General features: G+C 71.3%; 19 protein-coding genes. 8 read left to right on the forward strand and 11 right to left on the reverse strand.

Annotated elements, in window-relative coordinates:
* The gene (locus tag ACTMTU_RS13930; RefSeq protein ID WP_441263797.1) at positions 1-1,491 is read left to right on the forward strand and encodes a metallophosphoesterase; all 1,491 of its coding nucleotides are present in this window, start codon (positions 1-3) and stop codon (positions 1,489-1,491) included.
* Positions 1,492-1,512: 21 nt separating this feature from the next.
* On the opposite strand, the gene ACTMTU_RS13935 is transcribed toward ACTMTU_RS13930, so the two are convergent.
* Genes ACTMTU_RS13935 through ACTMTU_RS13945 form a run of 3 tightly spaced genes read right to left on the reverse strand, consistent with a single transcriptional unit; the run spans position 1,513 to position 3,100 of the window.
* Entirely contained in the window at positions 1,513-2,235 is a 723-nt protein-coding gene (locus tag ACTMTU_RS13935) for a TetR/AcrR family transcriptional regulator (RefSeq protein ID WP_364586759.1), read from the reverse strand.
* Positions 2,236-2,246: 11 nt separating this feature from the next.
* Positions 2,247-2,651 carry a thiol-disulfide oxidoreductase DCC family protein gene (locus ACTMTU_RS13940; protein WP_441263798.1) on the reverse strand — a complete coding sequence of 135 codons (405 nt, stop codon included), beginning with the start codon at positions 2,649-2,651 and terminating at the stop codon, positions 2,247-2,249.
* 5 nt (positions 2,652-2,656) lie between these two features.
* A complete protein-coding gene (locus ACTMTU_RS13945; protein WP_441263799.1) occupies positions 2,657-3,100 on the reverse strand; it encodes a hypothetical protein in 444 nt (147 codons plus the stop codon).
* Positions 3,101-3,225: 125 nt separating this feature from the next.
* Between ACTMTU_RS13945 and ACTMTU_RS13950 the strand changes: the two genes are divergently transcribed.
* The 5 genes from ACTMTU_RS13950 (at position 3,226) to ACTMTU_RS13970 (ending at position 8,461) form a co-directional block, all read left to right on the forward strand.
* Entirely contained in the window at positions 3,226-4,044 is an 819-nt protein-coding gene (locus ACTMTU_RS13950) for an alpha/beta fold hydrolase (RefSeq protein WP_441263800.1), read from the forward strand.
* A 163-nt stretch (positions 4,045-4,207) separates the two neighbouring features.
* Positions 4,208-4,663, forward strand: a complete 456-nt coding sequence (locus ACTMTU_RS13955) for an Lrp/AsnC family transcriptional regulator (RefSeq protein ID WP_441263801.1) — start codon at positions 4,208-4,210, stop codon at positions 4,661-4,663.
* Positions 4,664-4,692: 29 nt separating this feature from the next.
* Positions 4,693-4,986 (forward strand): hypothetical protein, encoded by a 294-nt coding sequence (locus ACTMTU_RS13960; protein WP_441263802.1) that lies wholly within the window; start codon positions 4,693-4,695, stop codon positions 4,984-4,986.
* On the forward strand, positions 4,986-7,478 hold the full coding sequence (locus ACTMTU_RS13965; RefSeq protein ID WP_441263803.1) for a DUF4132 domain-containing protein: 2,493 nt from the start codon (positions 4,986-4,988) through the stop codon (positions 7,476-7,478). Before ACTMTU_RS13960 ends, ACTMTU_RS13965 begins: the two co-directional genes overlap by 1 nt.
* Positions 7,475-8,461: a hypothetical protein gene (locus tag ACTMTU_RS13970; RefSeq protein WP_441263804.1), complete on the forward strand. Its 987-nt coding sequence runs from the start codon at positions 7,475-7,477 to the stop codon at positions 8,459-8,461. The genes ACTMTU_RS13965 and ACTMTU_RS13970 overlap by 4 nt, the downstream gene beginning before the upstream one ends.
* Positions 8,462-8,470: 9 nt before the next feature.
* Here ACTMTU_RS13970 and ACTMTU_RS13975 read toward each other — a convergent pair whose 3' ends face one another.
* The 6 genes from ACTMTU_RS13975 to ACTMTU_RS14000 all read right to left on the reverse strand — a co-directional run bounded on the left by ACTMTU_RS13975 (position 8,471) and on the right by ACTMTU_RS14000 (position 13,353).
* The gene (locus tag ACTMTU_RS13975; RefSeq protein ID WP_189466655.1) at positions 8,471-9,019 is read right to left on the reverse strand and encodes a hypothetical protein; all 549 of its coding nucleotides are present in this window, start codon (positions 9,017-9,019) and stop codon (positions 8,471-8,473) included.
* Positions 9,020-9,175: 156 nt separating this feature from the next.
* Positions 9,176-9,934 (reverse strand): succinate dehydrogenase iron-sulfur subunit, encoded by a 759-nt coding sequence (locus ACTMTU_RS13980; protein ID WP_441263805.1) that lies wholly within the window; start codon positions 9,932-9,934, stop codon positions 9,176-9,178.
* Positions 9,934-11,688: a succinate dehydrogenase flavoprotein subunit gene (gene sdhA / locus ACTMTU_RS13985; RefSeq protein ID WP_307707901.1), complete on the reverse strand. Its 1,755-nt coding sequence runs from the start codon at positions 11,686-11,688 to the stop codon at positions 9,934-9,936. Before sdhA ends, ACTMTU_RS13980 begins: the two co-directional genes overlap by 1 nt.
* Before the next feature lie 24 nt (positions 11,689-11,712).
* Complete coding sequence (locus ACTMTU_RS13990) at positions 11,713-12,189, reverse strand: succinate dehydrogenase hydrophobic membrane anchor subunit (protein ID WP_441263806.1); 477 nt, start codon at positions 12,187-12,189, stop codon at positions 11,713-11,715.
* Positions 12,190-12,197: 8 nt separating this feature from the next.
* On the reverse strand, positions 12,198-12,578 hold the full coding sequence (sdhC, locus tag ACTMTU_RS13995) for a succinate dehydrogenase, cytochrome b556 subunit (protein WP_005313117.1): 381 nt from the start codon (positions 12,576-12,578) through the stop codon (positions 12,198-12,200).
* A 169-nt stretch (positions 12,579-12,747) separates the two neighbouring features.
* On the reverse strand, positions 12,748-13,353 hold the full coding sequence (locus ACTMTU_RS14000; protein ID WP_441264219.1) for a 2-oxo-4-hydroxy-4-carboxy-5-ureidoimidazoline decarboxylase: 606 nt from the start codon (positions 13,351-13,353) through the stop codon (positions 12,748-12,750).
* Between the two features lie 193 nt (positions 13,354-13,546).
* On the opposite strand from ACTMTU_RS14000, the gene ACTMTU_RS14005 reads away from it, so the two are divergent.
* Together ACTMTU_RS14005 and ACTMTU_RS14010 are read left to right on the forward strand one after the other, a co-directional pair.
* Entirely contained in the window at positions 13,547-15,151 is a 1,605-nt protein-coding gene (locus ACTMTU_RS14005; protein ID WP_441263807.1) for a beta-N-acetylhexosaminidase, read from the forward strand.
* A 499-nt stretch (positions 15,152-15,650) separates the two neighbouring features.
* Positions 15,651-16,217 (forward strand): hypothetical protein, encoded by a 567-nt coding sequence (locus ACTMTU_RS14010; RefSeq protein ID WP_441263808.1) that lies wholly within the window; start codon positions 15,651-15,653, stop codon positions 16,215-16,217.
* Between the two features lie 96 nt (positions 16,218-16,313).
* On the opposite strand, the gene ACTMTU_RS14015 is transcribed toward ACTMTU_RS14010, so the two are convergent.
* Both ACTMTU_RS14015 and ACTMTU_RS14020 read right to left on the reverse strand, forming a co-directional pair.
* A complete protein-coding gene (locus ACTMTU_RS14015; RefSeq protein WP_441263809.1) occupies positions 16,314-17,939 on the reverse strand; it encodes an N-acetylmuramoyl-L-alanine amidase in 1,626 nt (541 codons plus the stop codon).
* A gap of 41 nt (positions 17,940-17,980) precedes the next feature.
* Positions 17,981-18,412 (reverse strand): hypothetical protein, encoded by a 432-nt coding sequence (locus ACTMTU_RS14020; protein ID WP_441263810.1) that lies wholly within the window; start codon positions 18,410-18,412, stop codon positions 17,981-17,983.
* Between the last annotated feature and the right edge of the window lie 16 nt (positions 18,413-18,428).

Raw genomic sequence — 18,428 nt, forward strand, 5'->3', positions numbered from 1 at the left:
GTGGCGGCGGTCGTCGTGCTCGTGATCATTCTGGTGGTCTCCCTGCTCGCCGGGGTGCACTGGTACGTGTGGCGCCGGCTCGTCGGCGACACGACCGCTCCGGGCGGGCTCGCCCGCCGGCTCGGTACGGCGGCGATCTGGGTGCTGCCCTTGCTGTCCTTCGCCGCCCTCACTTCGGGGCGCGTCGGTGCGCCCTTCTGGCTGGAGCGGGTCCTGGCCTGGCCGGGCTACCTCTGGCTGGCGGTACTGCTGTACCTGGTCCTGGCACTGCTGGTCGGTGAGGCGGTACGTCCCGTGCTGCGCAGGGTGCTGGATCGCCGGGACCGCGCCGCCGCGGGCGGCCCGGACGAGGACGGCGAGCCCTCGGAGCCGTCCGGTGCCACAGCCGCGGCACAGGCGTCCGGGACGGCGGGGGACCGGCTGCGTCCTGCCGGCGCCGGTGCCGCCGTGGGCGGGAAGGGTGATGACGCCGGGGCCGGTCACGGCCGGGCTGCGGCGGTCGCCGTCGACAGCGCCCCCGCGACGCAGCCGTCCGCTACGGACGCAGAAACAGACCCAGAAGCAGAAACAGACGCAGACACCGCCACCGACGGCCCTGCGGCACCCCACGGGGCCACGGACGCCACCGCCGGTGGCGGGGACGACGCCCGCCCCGCCACGGGCGTGTCGCGGCGTCTGTTCGTGTCCCGCATCGTCGGCGGCGCAGCCGCCACCGCCGCGCTCGGAACCGTCGGGTACGGCACGTACGGCGTGCTCCGGGGCCCGCGCGTCAAGCGTGTGACCGTTCCGCTGGCGAAGCTCCCCCGGGCGGCGCACGGCTTCCGTATCGCCGTCGTCAGCGACATCCACCTCGGGCCGATCCTGGGCCGGTCCCACACGCAGCGCATCGTCGACTCCATCAACGCCACCCAGCCCGACCTGGTCGCCGTCGTGGGCGATCTCGTCGACGGGTCGGTGGCCGACCTCGGGTCCGCGGCCGAGCCGCTCGCCCGGCTCCGCTCCCGCCACGGATCGTTCTTCGTGACCGGCAACCACGAGTACTTCTCCGGCGCCGACGAGTGGGTCGACCACGTCCGGGAACTCGGCCTGCGCCCCCTGCGCAACGAACGCGTCGAGATCGCCGGCGGCTTCGACCTGGCCGGCGTCGACGACGTGGCCGGCGAGGACGAGGGACAGGGGCCCGACTTCGTGAAGGCCCTCGGCGACCGGGACCGCGCCCGCGCCGCCGTGCTCCTCGCCCACCAGCCCGTCGTCATCCACGACGCCGTCGAGCAGGGCGTGGACCTCCAGCTGTCCGGTCACACGCACGGCGGTCAGCTGTGGCCCGGCAATCATCTGGCGGCACTGGCCAACCCCACCGTGGCCGGCCTGGAACGCTACGGCGACACCCAGCTGTACGTGAGCCGGGGTGCGGGCGCCTGGGGCCCTCCGGTGCGCGTCGGGGCGTCCTCGGACATCACCGTCGTGGAGCTGGCGTCGCGTCAGGCGTAGGAGACTGCCGCCAGCGAGCGGTCAGTCCTTCTTGCGCGCCGCCACGGTCTCCGCCATGCCGGGGAGGAAGTCCGTGAACAGCTCGTGCACTTCGCGGACGAGCGGGCGCAGTACCCGGAAACGGGCCAGGGCCACACCCCGGGCCGTCAGCCGAGCACCGCGCTCGGCCAGCCGCCTGCTGCGCTCGCTTCCCTCGGAACGGTCGAAGACCCAGTACAGGACCAGTCCCATCTGGGAGAGCCACATCAACTCGGGGAGGATGTCCCGCAGCTCCTCCGCCACCTTCGACTTCGACCCGGCCAGTACCTCCCGGTGGACGTCGATGGCGGCCTCGCGGGCGTGCTCCGACTCGGGGGAGAAGGGGCTGAGCGGGCTCTCCGGGTCGGCCGCGTTCTTGAAGAACTGGGCCGCGAACTCGTGGTACGGCGCGGCGATGTCCAGCCACGCGGTCAGCACTCCCGCCATCCGCGACTCGAGGTCGGTCTCCTTGTCCAGCACGGGCCGGACCGCCGCCTGGTGCTCCGCGGCGATCCGGTCGTAGAAGCCCTGGACGAGGTGTTCCTTGGAGCCGAAGTAGTAGTACGCGTTCCCTACCGAGACCCCGGCCTCCTTGGCGATGGCCCGCATCGTCGTCTTGTCGTAGCCGCGCTCCTGGAAGAGCCGGAGCGCGGTCTCGAGGATGAGCGTCCGGGTCTGCTCGCTCTTGGGGGCCCTCGTGTCGGCCGGGTCGTTCGCTTCAGTCACGGTGTCCGAGCCTAGTCGGGTGCGGAGCACCGGTCGTCGCAGGGAGCGGCACCCGCCCCCGCACCCGTCATCTCGCGGTACTTGGCCGCCGCGAGCATCGTGACGCGCACGAACGGGGCGCCGGCCGGGGTGGCGAGCCAGTGGGCCCTCGGCCGGTGCTCGGCCAGTGCCCACAGGCACACGATCCATGCCGCCTGGCCCGAGTAGACCTGGCCGCGGTCGCCGATGACGGTGATCTCGCGCATCGTGCGGGCGTGGTCGAGCTGCGGATAGGCGCGGTGCGCCGCGTCCGACCCGGCGGGCACGAACCGGAGCGGCACGAGCTGGGGCTGCCGCAGCAGCCAGCTCCGCAGGTGCACGCAGAGGGAGCAGTCGGCGTCGTACAGGACGGTCAGTGCCCGGACCGCGAGGCTCATCGGTGTCACGCTCCGGCCCGGCCGGTGGCCGGCGGCGTCCACGGGCCCGCGGGGGCCTGCTGGGTCCACCCCTGGGGGCCGACCGGCGGGGTCTGCCGGTCCTCCATCACTCCGCGACGCCGGATCTTGTTGAGGACGTAGACGTTCCCGAGGTGCATGACACCGAGGACGAGCAGGACGACACCGATCTTGACGGACAGTGCTTCCAGGAGACCACGGGTCTCCTCGATCGCATCGGCCGTCCTCAGGTAGAGGGCGACGAAGCCGAGGTTCACCAGGTAGAAGCCGACCACCAGAAGGTGGTTGACGGCCTCCGCCAGCTTCTCGTTCCCCTTGAGTACGTCGGCGAGGAATATCCGGCCGTTCTTGCTGAGGGTGCGTGCGACCCAGACGGTGAGGCCGACGCTGATCAGCAGGTAGGCGACGTACGTGACAACAGTGAGGTCCATGCCCCACCCTCCCTTGAACATGTTCAAAAGCTGGCGGTCCTGACTGTAGACCTCCTTTTGAACATGTTCAAGCAGTCATGGAAAAGGTGTGCCGCAGGCGGCAAGGGCCCTTAAGGTCAGGCACCATGACGATCTCTTTCGACCGGACCGGCCAAGGCCCCACCGTCGTACTCCTGCACTCGGGCGTGTGCGACCGGCGGATGTGGGACTTCCAGTGGCAGTCGCTCACGGACACCGGGTACGAGGTGGTGCGCTGCGACTTCCGGGGATTCGGCGAAACGCCCGCGGAAGCGGGCCCCTACAGCGACGCCGACGACGTCCTCGCACTCCTCGACACCCTCGGCATACGCCGGGCCGCCCTGATCGGGTCGTCCTACGGCGGCAAGGTCGCCCTGGAGGTGGCCGCGCGCAGGCCGGAGCTGGCCGCCGCGCTCGTACTGCTCTGCGCCGGGCAGCCGGGCCGGCCACCGGGCCCGCAGCTCAGGGCCTTCGGCCGGCAGGAGGACGCCCTGATCGAGGCCGGTGACCTCGAGGCGGCCGTCGAACTGAACGTCTCCACCTGGCTCGGACCGGAGGCCGACGACGAGACACGCGAAGCCGTGCGGAAGATGCAGCGGCACGCCTTCGACGTACAGTTGGCCGCCGAGAAGGAGTTTGCGGACGCGGAGCCCGCAGAAGGCGCCGCCGACGGTGCCGGAGAGGCCGAGGCCGGACCTGCCCAGCCGCCCGAGCCCGACCTCTCCCGCATCGACGCACCCTGCCTCGCTGTCTCCGGCGCGCACGACGTGGAGGACTTTCGGCAGATCGCGGCCGGCCTGCCGGCTCTGATCCCCGGCGCCCGCCACGTGGAACTGCCCTGGGCCCAGCATCTGCCCAGCCTGGAACGGCCCGCGGAAGTCACCCCCCTCATCACCGGATTCCTCGCCGAACACGTCACCCGGTAGACCCGCGGACCGCGGGCCCGCCGCAGACAACGGGCCCGCGGCCGTCCGGCAAGTCGACGATCGGCCACCGGCTCAGCCGGGACGTCATCAGCCCGGCAGGGGAGGACTCCGAACAAGCTTCGGCCCGCCAAGGGTGAGCCGGAAGGCGCTATGGTCGCCAACCATGGACGCCGTCGACCGTGAACTCATCGCCCTCCTCCAGGAGGACGCCACCTCGGCCTACGCGGCCCTCGGCAAGGCGGTCGGCCTGTCCGCCGGCGCCGCGCACGAACGCGTACGGAAACTGCGGGAACGCGGCGTCATCCGCCGCACCACGGTCGAGGTGGACCCGGCGGCCCTGGGGCGCGGGGTCCTGGCGTTCGTGATGGTCGAGTCCTCCGCCTGGATGGGCGAGTCCGCGGAAGCGTTCGCCGCGATCCCCGAGATCCAGGAGGCCCACGTCATCGCGGGCAGCGCCTCCGTGCTCGTGAAGGTGCGCACCGCCACCACCGAACAACTCCAGGACGTACTGCGCAGGCTGTACGCGATCGAAGGCGTCAGCGGCACCCAGGCGACGGTCTCGCTGGAGACGTTCTTCGAACGTCCGGTCTCCCCGCTGGACACGCCCCCCGGGACCTGACTGTCAGTGGGGCGTCCTACTGTTCGGCCATGGCTATGGTGACCTTCGTCGACGAGACGACATCGGGTGACCGGCGGGACGCCCTGGGGCTGCCCGTCGCGGAAGAGCGCCTGGCCCTGCGCGAGCTGATCCGCCGCCGGATCTTCCAGGAGACCGGCGAGGGCGCCCAGGAGGCGTACGAGCGCGCCCTCGCTGCCTTCGGAAGCAACGGTTTCCTGGTGCTCGTCGGGGACCGCCAGCTCACCGACCTCGACGAGCGCGTGGAACTCACGGCTTCCACCGAGGTCACCTTCCTTCGGCTCGTCCCCCTGGTGGGTGGCTGATGGCGACGACGACACAGGACCGTGACGCCGTCCGCCGGGTCGAGACCCGCATCGCGGACGGCGACATGGCCGGGCTGGCCCGGGACCTGGTGCGGATCGGCACCCTCGCCGGAAACCGCTGGGACGGCGAGCGGGCACGGATCCCGCAGCTGATCGGCGATCTGGACACCGACCTGCGCAGGCGTCTCGCCGATGCCCTGGTCGTCCGCCACCAGGACGGCGGGGACACCGAGCAGGTGCGCGGCGTGGTGATGACCCTCGCCGGCATCGCCGGCCGTGGCCTGCCCGAGGGGGAGTTCAGCGTGGAACGGCTCCGACGCATCGAAGAACTGGGCACCGCCTACTCCCTGCACACCTACGCCGAGCTGGTCTCCCTGGCCCGGGGCGAACTGGACGCGGGACGCGGCCTGCCCGGCCCGTTCGTCGCCCTGCTGCGGCGCACCATGACCGACACCTATGCCCACTCGCCCGAACTGGCCGTGCTGCTCAAGGGCATCGAGGACCCTCTCCTCAACCCCGGAGAGGCATGGGCGGACCAGGCCCTCGCGGACGCCGGGCGTCTCGGGGACGCCGGAAGACGGCTGCTGAAACACCTGCGTACCGCGACATCGGCCCGGCCCACCGCCAGGTGGCAGCAGGCCGCGGCCGCCCTGATCGACGAGATCGGGCCCGGCGAGCTCCAGCGGGCGGTGCTGGGCTGGCTCCGGCTGACAGCCGCTCCCCGCACCCTCACGCTGTACACGCGGCCGGGATGGCCCGACCACAACGCCTTGTTCGACCCGTGCAACACCGACGCCCTCCGCGGCGCCGCCTGGCTCGCCGCACAGTTGCCGCCCTCGCCGGACCTCACCCGTGCACTCGGCGCCCTCGTGGAGACGGCCCTGCGCAAGGTCCCCGGCGTCGGCCCACGGGCTCCGAAGATCGCGGGCGCGGGCGTCACCGCGCTGTCGGCGGCCACGGGCGAGGCGGCACTCGCGGAGCTGGCCAGACTCTCCGTCAAGGTCACCTACAAGGGCACGCTCAAGCAGCTCGGCGCGGCGCTCGACGCCCGCGCGGAGGCGATGGGTCTGCGGCGCGAGGACATCGAGGAACTGGCCGTCCCCGCCTACGGCCTGACCGAAGTGGGCCACGGCGAACAGCCGCTCGGCGACACCACCGCCGTGCTCGGCGTCCACGGCGGCAGGGCGGTGCTCACCTGGCGGACGGCCGCAGGCAAGGAACTCAAGTCACCACCGGCCGCCGTGAGGCGCGACTTCCCCGACGAGGTGAAGGCACTGCGCGCCGCCGCCAAGGACATCGACAAGATGCTCACGGCCTGCTCGGAGCGGCTCGACCGGCAGTTCCTGGCCCGCAGGAGCTGGACCTACCGGGCGTGGCGCGAGCGACTGCTGGACCATCCGCTCGCCGGCACGGTCGCCCGCCGCCTCGTCTGGCTGGTCGGCGGCACGCCCGTCGCCTTCGACGGCACCGACCTGCGCACCCTCGACGGCGACCCGATGTGCGTCACGGGCACCGCACCCGTGGAGTTGTGGCACCCGGTCGGCAGGCCCGCCGCGGAAGTCGCCGCCTGGCGCGAGTGGCTGGAGGCGAAGCAGGTCACGCAGCCCTTCAAGCAGGCCCACCGCGAGGTCTACCCGCTCACCGACGCCGAGCGCGCCACCGGGACGTACTCGAACCGCTTCGCGGGCCATGTGCTGGGCCAGCACCAGTTCAACGCCCTGGCGGCGGCGCGCGGATGGACCACCCGGCTCCGGCTGTGCGTCGACGACAGCTACCCGCCCGCGTGCCGCGAACTGCCCGCGTGGGGCCTGCGCGCGGAGTTCTGGGTCGAAGGCGTCGGCGGCCGGGAGGACGGCGACCTCACGGGGGCCGGCGCGTACACCAGGATCTCCACCGACCAGGTGCGATTCCACCGGCTCGGCGCTCCGGCCAACCGGGCGCACGCCACAGGCGGCGACTACCGCCCCGACCTCGGCCGCTCCCACAGCCCCGAGGCGCACGGACCGGTCCCGCTCACGGAGATACCGGACCTCGTCCTCTCCGAAGTCCTCCGGGACGTCGACCTGTTCGTGGGCGTGGCCTCCATCGGCAACGACCCTTCCTGGCAGGACGGCGGCCCGGGCGGCCGCCACCGCGACTACTGGATGTCCTACGGCTTCGGGGAGCTCTCGGAGACGGCCGCGACACGCAGGGACCTGCTGGCCCGCCTCGTGCCCAGGCTCGCGATCGCCGACCGCTGCACGGTCGACGGCCGCTTCCTCCGCGTCCGGGGCGACCGCCACGAGTACCGCGTCCACCTCGGCTCCGGGAACGTCCTCATAGACCCGCACGAGCGCTATCTGTGCATCGTCCCCCAGGCGGGCGCCGCCACGGCGGACCCGGGGCGTCTGCCGTTCGAGGGCGACCGGATGATCTCCGTGATCCTCAGCAAGGCGATGCTCCTGGCCCGGGACACGGACATCACCGATCCCACCATCCTGAGCCAGCTGTGACGACACCCGCGCCGTCCGCCGGTCTGCTCTCGCCGTGGGAGGACCCCGAGCGGATCGCCGCCGTCGCGCGCCTCGCCGTCACGGCCGGACCGGCCGGCCTCGCGCGGGACCTGCTCTTTGCGACCGAGGACGCGGGTCACGGGGTGGCCACCTGCCTGCGGGACATGCCCGAGGAGCGCCGCCGCGCCATGGCCGACCTCTTGGCCCGCTGTGCCGACGCCCCTGACACGGCGCCGGCCCTGCGCCGGCGCGCCCTGGTTCTGCTGTCCGTGGTCTCGCGGGGGTTCGCGCCCGACGAGTGGTACGAGCGGTGGACCGCCCTGCTGGAGGGCTGGGCACTGGAGTGGTACAGCGCCGGGGTCAGCGACGAACTCCCCGCCGTGGCCGAAGCGGTGCTGGACGCCGGGAGGCCGCTGTCGGACGCGGTGGTCGGACTGCTGCGCAGATCGGCGTACATGGCCAACGAGTGGGCGGCCGTGCTGCTGGAGCGGATCCCCCTCCCGCTGCTCGCCCCGGGTGAGCCGTGGGCCGACCGAATCCGTGCCGAACTGCCCGGCCTCGGCGCCCCCTGGCCCGCTCTGGTCGCCCATCTGCGCGCGTCGCCCGCCGCTCCCACCAAGCGCTGGGACCGGGGGGCGACGGACATCCTCCGCGGCGTCGATCCCGACACCGTCCGGCGCACCGTCACTCCGTGGGCCGAACTGGCCGCCCACGGCGGCGGAGCCGAGGACGGCGGATACGACCCGTGCGACGTGACGGTGATACGGGGCATCGCCAGGCTGCTGGCGCCCCACCCCGACTCCGTCCGCGCCCTGGCCGCCCTCGTCGAACGGCCGCCGGTCAAGGCGGTCGTGGCGGGGGCCGCGGTTCGGGCGCTCGCGGACCTGGAGGGCGGCGCGGGGCGCGCGGAGCTGATGCGGCTCGTGGACCGTGTCGGTCACACGGCGACACTGCGTCAGATCCGGCGGGCCCTCGCGTCGTGACGGCCGTGACTACATGGTGCTCAGCGAGCGCGCGTAGTTGATCTGCCCCATCACCATCTGGAACGTCTCCGGGCCCTGGGCAGGGATCATCGTCGAGTGGTGCTTGCCGCCGCTGGTCACCGTGACCTGGATGAAGCCCGTGGTGGTCTTCTCCTTCATCAGCAGGAACAGCAGCCCCAGCAGACAGAAGATGAAGAAGACGATCGCGAGCACGATCGCGTGCGTCGGGATCTTCTCCTCGGTGCGCGACATGTCCGTCGCGTTCCACACCGAGCCCTTGAGCGGCATCGTGCCGGCGGGAGTGACGATCGAGTCACCCATCACCGTGATGTCCCCGATCGACACCAGCGGCGCGCCGCCCGTCGGAGCGGGAGGGCCCGTGTACGGCACCGGGACTCCCGCGGGCTGTGTCTGCGAGTAGCCCGGCGCCGGGTCCTGCGGGTAGCCGTACCCCGGTGCGGCGTTGGGGTAGCCGTAGGCAGGCGTGCTGCCGGGCGGCTGGCTGGGCCCCCACTGGTACTCGGGCTCCCCGTCCCTGTACGGATTCGGCGTGCTCATGTTCTCGTCCCCGCTTCCCGTCCCACTGCGTCAGGTCAGACGTCCCCTGATCCTGCCAGGTGCGGCCCCCGGGGGTGAAGTCCGCGCCGGTACCCGTACGGACACGACAGGGCCCGCGTCCCCGGGGGGAGCGGGCCCTGTCGTGGTGAGGACGTGTCAGAAGCGGCGCGTGATCAGGGCACGCTTGACTTCCTGGATCGCCTTGGTGACCTCGATACCGCGCGGGCAGGCGTCCGTGCAGTTGAACGTGGTGCGGCAACGCCACACGCCGTCCTTGTCGTTGAGGATCTCAAGACGCTGCTCGCCGGCCTCGTCACGCGAGTCGAAGATGAAGCGGTGCGCGTTGACGATCGCCGCCGGGCCGAAGTACTGGCCGTCGTTCCAGAACACCGGGCACGAGGACGTGCAGGCGGCGCACAGGATGCACTTGGTGGTGTCGTCGAAACGCTCGCGGTCCTCCGCGGACTGCAGACGCTCACGCGTGGGCTCGTTGCCCTTCGTGATCAGGAACGGCATCACGTCGCGGTACGCCTGGAAGAACGGCTCCATGTCCACGACCAGGTCCTTGAGGACCGTCAGGCCCTTTATGGCCTCGACCGTGATGGGCTTCTCCGGGTTGATGTCCTTGATCAGCGTCTTGCAGGCGAGCCTGTTCTTGCCGTTGATCCGCATCGCGTCGGAGCCGCAGATGCCGTGCGCGCACGAGCGGCGGAAGGTGAGCGAGCCGTCGAGCTCCCACTTGATCTTGTGGAGGGCGTCGAGGACGCGCTCCTTGGGGTCGATCTCGATCTGGAAGTCCTCCCAGACCGCGTGCTCCGACACCTCGGGGTTGAAGCGGCGGATCCGGAAGGTGGCGGTGATGTACGGGGAGTCGGCGAAGCCGGCTTCCCGCTTCTCCAGGGTCGGGGCAGTCATCAGTACTTACGCTCCATCGGCTGGTAGCGGGTCTGGACGACCGGCTTGTAGTCGAGACGGATCGACTGGGTGCCGTCGTCGCCCACCTCGCGGTACGCCATGGTGTGGCGCATGAAGTTGACGTCGTCGCGGTTCGGGAAGTCCTCGCGGTAGTGACCGCCGCGGGACTCCTTGCGGGCCAGCGCGGAGACGGCCATGACCTCGGCCAGGTCGAGCAGGTTGCCCAGCTCGATGGCCTCCAGCAGGTCCGTGTTGAACCGCTTGCCCTTGTCCTGGATGGACACGTTGAGGTAGCGCTCGCGCAGCTCGGCGATCTTCTCGACGGCGGTCTTGATCGTCTGCTCGGTGCGGAACACCATCACGTTGGCGTCCATCGTCTCCTGGAGCTCCTTGCGGAGCACGGAGACCCGCTCGGAGCCGGTGGAGTTGCGGAGCCGCTCGACCTGCTCGGCGACGAACGACGCGGGGTTCTCCGGAAGGTCGACGTAGTCGGACTTCGCGGAGTACTCGGCGGCGGCGATGCCGGCGCGCTTGCCGAAGACGTTGATGTCCAGCAGCGAGTTGGTGCCCAGGCGGTTGGCGCCGTGGACCGACACGCAGGCGACCTCACCGGCGGCGTACAGGCCCGGGACGACGGTGGTGTTGTCGCGCAGGACCTCACCCTCGACGTTGGTCGGGATGCCGCCCATGGCGTAGTGCGCGGTCGGCTGGATCGGGATCGGGTCCGTGTAGGGCTCGATGCCGAGGTAGGTACGCGCGAACTCGGTGATGTCCGGAAGCTTGGCGTCCAGCTGCTCCGGCGGCAGGTGCGTGAGGTCCAGGTAGACGTGGTCGCCCTCGGGACCGCAGCCGCGGCCCTCGCGGATCTCCGTGTAGATGGAGCGGGAGACGACGTCACGGGACGCGAGGTCCTTCATGACCGGCGCGTACTTCTCCATGAAGCGCTCGCCGTCCTTGTTGCGGAGGATGCCGCCCTCACCGCGGGCGCCCTCCGTCAGCAGGATGCCCATGCGCCAGATGCCCGTCGGGTGGAACTGGAAGAACTCCATGTCCTCCAGCGGCAGGCCGCGCCGGTAACAGGCGGCCTGGCCGTCACCGGTCAGGGTGTGCGCGTTGGAGGTCACCTTGAAGAACTTGCCGGTGCCGCCGGACGCGTAGATCACGGCCTTCGCCTGGAAGACGTGGATCTCGCCGGTCGCCAGCTCGTAGGCCACCACACCGGCGGACTTCTTGACGCCGTCGACCTCGGTGATGAGCTGGTCCAGGACGTAGAACTCGTTGAAGAACTCCACGCCCTCCTTGACGCAGTTCTGGTACAGCGTCTGGAGGATCATGTGACCGGTGCGGTCCGCGGCGTAGCAGGACCGGCGGACCGGGGCCTCGCCGTGGTTGCGGGAGTGGCCGCCGAAGCGGCGCTGGTCGATGGTGCCGTCCGGGGTCCGGTTGAACGGCAGGCCCATCTTCTCCAGGTCGAGGACGGCGTCGATGGCCTCCTTCGCCAGGATCTCCGCGGCGTCCTGGTCGACCAGGTAGTCACCGCCCTTGACCGTGTCGAAGGTGTGCCACTCCCAGTTGTCCTCTTCCACGTTGGCCAGCGCGGCGGCCATGCCGCCCTGCGCGGCGCCCGTGTGGGAGCGGGTGGGGTAGAGCTTCGTCAGCACGGCGGTGCGGCTGCGCTTCGTCGCCTCGATGGCGGCGCGCATGCCGGCGCCGCCGGCGCCGACGATGACGGTGTCGTACTTGTGGATCTTCATGGGTGGATTACCTCAGCCCCGTGCCTAGCGGATGTTCGGGTCGAAGGTGAAGATCACCAGCGTGCCCAGAAGGATGGTGAACACCGTGGCGGTGTACAGCAGGCCCTTGAGCCACAGGCGCGTGTTCGGACGCTCCGCGTAGTCGTTGATGACGGTGCGGAGGCCGTTGGCGCCGTGCAGCATGGCAAGCCACAGCATCAGCAGGTCCCAGGTCTGCCAGAACGGGGACGCCCAGCGGCCGGCCACGAAGGCGAAGCCGATCTTGGAGACGCCGCCGTCGAGGACCAGCTGGATCAGCAGGTGGCCGATGACCAGGACGACGAGGACGACACCGGACAGGCGCATGAACAGCCATGCGGCCATCTCGAAGTTGCCGCGGGTCGAGCGCGGGGTCTTCTTGGTGCGCTTGCGGGGCGGCTCGATGAGCGGGGCCGGGTTGTCCACGTCGTAGAGGTGCGCACCCTCGACGGGACCGACGGCGGAAGTGGTGTCAGCGGACATTTCTGGCCTCAGCTCCCGAAGACTTCGCGGACGGCGTGGCCGAGCACGGGGTAAAGGGCGCCCACCATCAGCACGAACCAGATGGCCATGACGGACCAGAGCATCTGCTTCTGGTAGCGCGGGCCCTTGGACCAGAAGTCCACGGCGATGACACGCAGGCCGTTGAGCGCGTGGAAGAGAATCGCGGCGACCAGGCCGTATTCGAGAAGCGCGACGATCGGCGTCTTGTAGGTGGCGACAACCTCGTCGTACGCCTCGGGGGAGACGCGGACGAGAGCGGTGTCCAGCACGTGTACGAACAGGAAGAAGAAGATGAGGACGCCGGTGACTCGATGAGCCACCCAGGACCACATTCCTTCCCGGCCGCGGTACAGCGTTCCAGCCGGCACGGAAGAACCCTCCGGGAGCGGGGATTGGGGCCATGCCGGCTTGTGGGTGTCGGTCTGGCCCGGCCGGGTACGGTCCACCGGCCCCGGCCATCGTAGCGACGTGTTGTCGGTTCGTTCGCCCGGGGGCCACCGGTGTGATCAAACAGGCAATCAAACAGCCTCGTACGGACTAAGCGACGGACTCCTCCGAGGCCCCCGCGACGTCGCTTTCCGGATGGTTGGCTACTGCATGTACCAGTCGGGAGCGGGTCAGGGCGCGCAGTTCCTCCGCGGAGATGGCGCGCTCCTCGTCCGGTTCGTGGGACAGTCTGCTCCGGATACCGGCCAGTACCTGATCGAGGTACTCGTCGGGCCGGTATCCGTCGAGGCAGACGACGAACGCATGTCCGAATCGGCTCTCGTAGGCGGTGTGCGCGGCGGCGAGCGCGGTGTGGGCGGCCTGCGGGGCGCTCGGCGGCAGCCCGGTGGACGACTCGCCGGCCAGGGCCTCGTGCACATCGGCGGGCGTCAGGTCGTATCCGGCCTCGTCGCAGGCGGCGAGGAGGGACTCGAGGTCGGGGTAGGGGCGGTGCGCGACCACGCGCCCGGCCCATCGGCGGCTGCCGCAGCAGGCGAGGACGATCGCTTCCGCCTCGTCGGCCGGGGCGCTGTTGAAGTGCTGGAGTCCCGGCTCCGCGCGACGCTGGGACGGTATGGCAGAAGGGGCGCCCGCGCCCCGTGTGTGGTGGAGTGTCGGCGGTCGCTTCGGGAGGCCGGCGTGGGAATCGCTGGACAGCGGGACTCCTCGAACGGGACAGCGGGGCGGCAGGGAAGGGAGAGAAGGGTGTGTCGTAACGCTATCGATGTGGACGCGAAGGTGTCCGACGAATGCGCGAATTTCACCCGGACGGGAGAGTTTGGCCATAAGTAATGGACACAGGAGGGGGTGCTTCTACGGGGTTTCGCCACTTATGGGAGGTATTAGAACGATGTGGCTCTCTCGCAGGATCCGGCTCGCCGGTGTGTCGGCGGCCTCGGCCGCCGTCTTCTCGATGACGCTCGCCGGCTGTTCCGACGACGGCGCCGGTGAGTCCGGCAGCGCGCCCGACCGGGCCGGTACGACATCCGGGGCCGCCGCCCCCAGCCAGACGCCCAGCCCCACGCGCAGCTACGCGCTCTCCGAAGCGCCGGCCACGATCCCCTCCGTACGGAGCCACCAGGCCGCCCGCGGCCCCGGCTGGAGCAGGACCGCGGACAGCGGGGTCGTCGTCGCGAAGGGCAGCGAGGAGCTCTCCGACGAGGGCCGGCTGCTCGCCCAGGAGCTGAGGCTCACCTACCGGGGCGCCGTCGCCGCCGGGCCGGGCGACGTGGAACTGGCACTCGCCGGGAACGGCGCCGCCGAGTCGTACACGCTGACCACCAGCGGCGGGAAGGTCCGCATAGCCGGGCCGGACGAGGCCGGGGTCTTCTACGGCACCCGGACCCTGAAGCAGTCGGTGCGCTCCGGCGGCTCGATGCCCGAGGGCGTCGTACGCGACCGGCCCGACCGCCCCCAGCGCGGACTGAACCTCGACATCGCGCGCAAGCACTTCAGCGCCGGGTGGATCGAGGACCGGCTGCGTGAGATGGCCGACCTCAAGCTCAACCAGCTCGGGCTGCACTTCTCCGACGACCAGGCCTTCCGCATCGAGTCCGACTCGCACCCCGAGGTGGTATCCGAGCAGCACCTCACCAAGGACGAGGTCCGCCGGATCCTGGCGCTCGCCGAGCGTCTCCACATCACCGTCGTCGGCGAGATCGACTCCCCGGGACACCTGGGCGCCGTGATGCGGGCGCACCCCCAGCTTCAGCTGCGCAACACGCAGGGCGTGCCGCGGCAGGGCGCCATCGACATCTCGAAGCCCGAATCGGCCCGCATCGTCGACGACCTGCTGCGTGAGTACACGGCGCTCTTCCCCGGGGCGTGGTTCCACGTCGGCGCCGACGAGTATCAGGCGCTCACCGTGAGCAACCCGCAGGCCTCCTATCCGCAGCTCGCGCAGGCCGCCCGCCAGAAGTACGGCGACGGCGCCACCATCCAGGACCTCGCGGAGGGCTGGCTGAACGACCGCGCCGCGGTCGTACGCGAGGCGAAGAAGACCCCCAAGGCGTGGAACGACGGCTTCTTCCGTGGTGGCGTGGTCACCGCCGACAAGGACATCGAGGTCGAGTACTGGACGGGCAAGGAGATCGGGGCCCGCCCGCCGCAGGAGTACCTGGCAGAGGGGCGCCGCGTGGTGAACCTCAACGACGAGTTCCTCTACTACGTGCTCGGTGAGCCCAACCAGTTCACCTACCCGACGGGCCGCCGCATCTACGAGCAGTGGACGCCGCTGGTGCTGCGCGGCACGGAGCCCGTACCGGAGAAGTACTCGGACCAGATCCTGGGCGGCCGCTTCGCGGTCTGGTGCGACCTGGCCAACTCCCAGACGCAGGACCAGGTCGCGGCCGGCATCCGCCGCCCGCTCCAGGCGACGGCCCAGAAGCTGTGGGACCCGCGGCAGCCGTCGCGGAGCTGGGAGTCCTTCGAGTCGCTGGCGCAGAAGCTGGGCTGACCGGCGCGGACTGCCGGACGGCGGCCGCCCGCGGACATATGGTCCGCGGGCGGCCGCCGTCCGAGCGCTGCCTGGCGGAGGCGGCGGACACGTCGTCACCGCCGGCCGGCTCGGGCCCGGCCGCCTCGGACGTGGGCCCGCAGGCCGGGGTCTCGAAGGCCCCGCCCGCACCGGGACTGCGTCCGGTGGTGCAGGCGCCGGGGCCGCTGTCGGTACCGCGGTCGCCGGTGGGGCTGGGGCACGCGGTGGGCGGACGGTCGCGGTGTGAGTCCGCCCGGGGGCGTGCGGGCTCACACCGCGGTCCGCGAGGCCGGGCCAACAGCCGTGCGGGCGGGCCCTGTTCCTGTGCAGGGAAAGTAACAGAGGAGTGACGTAAATGTGTGCGTACGGATCGAGCCGACGGTAACGTTCTGGCCACGGAGTGACGTAATCGCGCCAACGGACGCAGTAGGGACAAGTACAAGGGCTAGTACTTCGTCCGCGACGGAAGGCGTCCCGCATGACCTCCAAGAGCCTGACGGTACTCATCGCACAGGCGGATGAGCGTGGCCTTGCCGCGACCGGGCTCGCGTGCCTCGACCGCTGCCTGCCGCTGCTCGCGGTGGAGGACGACACGCTGCGTCCGCTGTGGGCCGGGCTCGCCGGCGGCGAGGAGGAGTGGGCCGGCGCGCTGGCGGCGGCGCGGCAGGCCATGGAGGCCACGCCGCCGGGAGACGAAGACGCCGCCCTCGTGCGGGGGATGCTCGGCGCGGCCCCCTCCGACTGGGCCGTGACGTCCCTGCGCGAGTGGGCCGACGGCTGCTCCGTCACCGCCCTCGAGGTGCACCGGCGTTTCGACATGGGCGACTGCCCGGCCGAGAGCATCGAGCGCTGCCGCAAGGGCGAGGGTGAGCCGGACGGTGTGGGACCCCTGGTGGAGGGCGAGTTGCGGCGCCAGGCCCAAGTATTGGAGATCGTCGCGGAGCCGCCCGGCGGCAACGGCCTGCGCCACGCGCTCGAGGTGTCGACGGAAGGGCGCCGCATCCTCCGCGCGGCGGTCTCGCGCCGGGCGCGCGTCACCGGCTGAGGCCGCGCGGCGGCGCGCACGTCCGGCCGGGGGACCAGGCGCGCGGAACGGCCGCCCCCACCACGAGGGCGGGAGGCGGCCGGCCCTGGCGATCTGTCAGCGCGCGTACACCGACGCACCCGCCATGCGGCGGATCTCCGGCAGCGCCGAGTAGAGCGTGGCGCCCGGGCACAGCGTGGCGAAGCCGTCGCGGTGGCCCGAGACGGTATTGAGCGTGGCCTGCTCGCCGGTCTTGTAGACGCCCGTGTCACCGGCCGCGGTGAGCGTCACCTTCGCCTCGGGGTCGACGCCGTGCAGGCCGAGCTTCCACGCCGCGATGTCGGCGATGGCCTGCTTGGCCGCGGGAGTGGGCGTACCGCCGTTCTCGTAGTCGCCGAGGAGCGAGACGCCGGACGAGTCGCCGTTGAAGCCGTACGTGTGCGCTCCGCGCACCGGCTTGTCCACGCCGCCCGCGCGGCCCTCGAAGACCGTTCCGCACTTGTCGACGAAGAAGTTGTAGCCGATGTCGTTCCAGCCGTTGGTCTTCACGTGGTACGTGAGGATCGCCCGGATGATGGCCGGCGACTCGGCGCAGTCGTAGCTGTTCGTGCCGGCGGTGTGGTGGACGAACACCGCGGAGACCTTGCTCAGATAAGACGGCGGGTCCGCGACGAGCGATTCGTCCGCGCCCCAGTCCGCCCGGCTGACGATCGCCGGTACGGCAGGGGCGGTCGGTCCGGTCGTCCCGGTCGACTCGGCCGGGTCCGGCTGGGCGGTCGGCCCCGTCGAGGGCTCGCCGGTCGGCTCACCGCTCGGTTCGGTGCCGGGGCCGGTGGTCGGTTCCTCGCTCGGGGCCGGGGTGCTCGGTTCGGCCGTCGGCTCCTGCGGTTCCTCGGAGGGCGCGGGGCCTGTGGGGTCCTGGCTGGGTGCGGGGCTCGGATCCGCCGTCGGTTCCTGGCTCGGGGCGGGGGTGCTCGGTTCGGCGGTCGGCTCCTGCGGCTCCTCGGTCGGCTCAGCGGAGGGTACCGGGGCCGTGGGCGAGGCCGGCTGGTCGGTGGCCGGCGCCTCCGCCGGTTCCGACGAGGCTCCGGTCGGCTCGGGGGCGGTGCTCGGCGCGGTGCCCGGGCCGGTGACCGAAGGGCTCGGTGCCGCGGTGTCCGTCTTCTTGGGCTCGGCGGACGGCTTGCCCGTCCCGTTCCCCTTCCCCTGTCCCTTGCCGTTGTCCGTCCCGCCCGGGTCGATCATGTCGAGCCGCAGGGCCTTCGGCACCGCGGTCTCCTTGCCGCCGGCCACCACACGGGCCTCGACGGCGTCCGACGGTCCCACCCACAGCGGCTCGGAGGCGCCGCGGACGCCCGCCGCGTCGCCCTCCTCCGACTCAGGGGCCCGGATGTCGAAGTCGAGATCGCGCCAGTCGGTCCAGGCGCCGCCGTCCGCGCTGCGGGTGCGTATCTGCGCGGTGCCCTCGAAGTCGTCGGCGCTGTCCTCCCAGGAGACTCCGACGAGCGAGAACAACTGCGTCTCCGTGCGCGGCAGCTCGCGCTTCTTAGCGTCCTTGCCGTCCAGTGCCAGCGTGTGGGCTTTCACGGGCCGGGGGTCGTCGTCGGTGCCGGTGTTCCCGGAGCCGCCGGTGACGGCGACGGCCGTGACCCCTGTGCCCGCAAGGACCACTGCCCCCGCTGCCAGCCAGACGGTGCGCGGTGCTCTTCCCGCCCGCCGCGCGCGGGTCCCTCTCGGCTTCATGCCCATCCCTCGTGAACCTCGTAAGCGCATCTGCGCGATGATCAGTTGTCGGTTGCGGGCAGCTCGCCCGCGCAGGTGGCACGGCCGAACTCGCCCATGGCCGTGGCACGTTGGACGTGCTCGCCACGGATCGCGAGCGTGCAGGCCGCCTGGCCGCCCTTCTCGCCGAGGACGATGGCGATGGTCGGCGGCTTGCCCAGCGGCACCTGGACGGTCTTCTTCCACGGAAGCTCGGCATCCCGGACGACGGTCGCCGTGCCGTCCTCGCTGCGGGCGAGGTACGAGATCTCGACCGGGCCCTCGCCGGTGACCTCGTACGTCACCGCGGCGGTCGGCACGGCCGGGGGCTTCGGCTTCTCCTCGGTGTCGAGAACGCCGTAGCCGACGAGGCCGCCGCAGGCGAGCAGCAGGACGGCTGCGATCGCCACTCCGGCACGGCCGCCGCCGGCGCCCTGCTCCCGGCTCTCGTTCACCGTCCCGGGATCCGCA

The organism is Streptomyces sp. OZ13 (genome assembly GCF_052068155.1).
GTDB lineage: Bacteria > Actinomycetota > Actinomycetes > Streptomycetales > Streptomycetaceae > Streptomyces.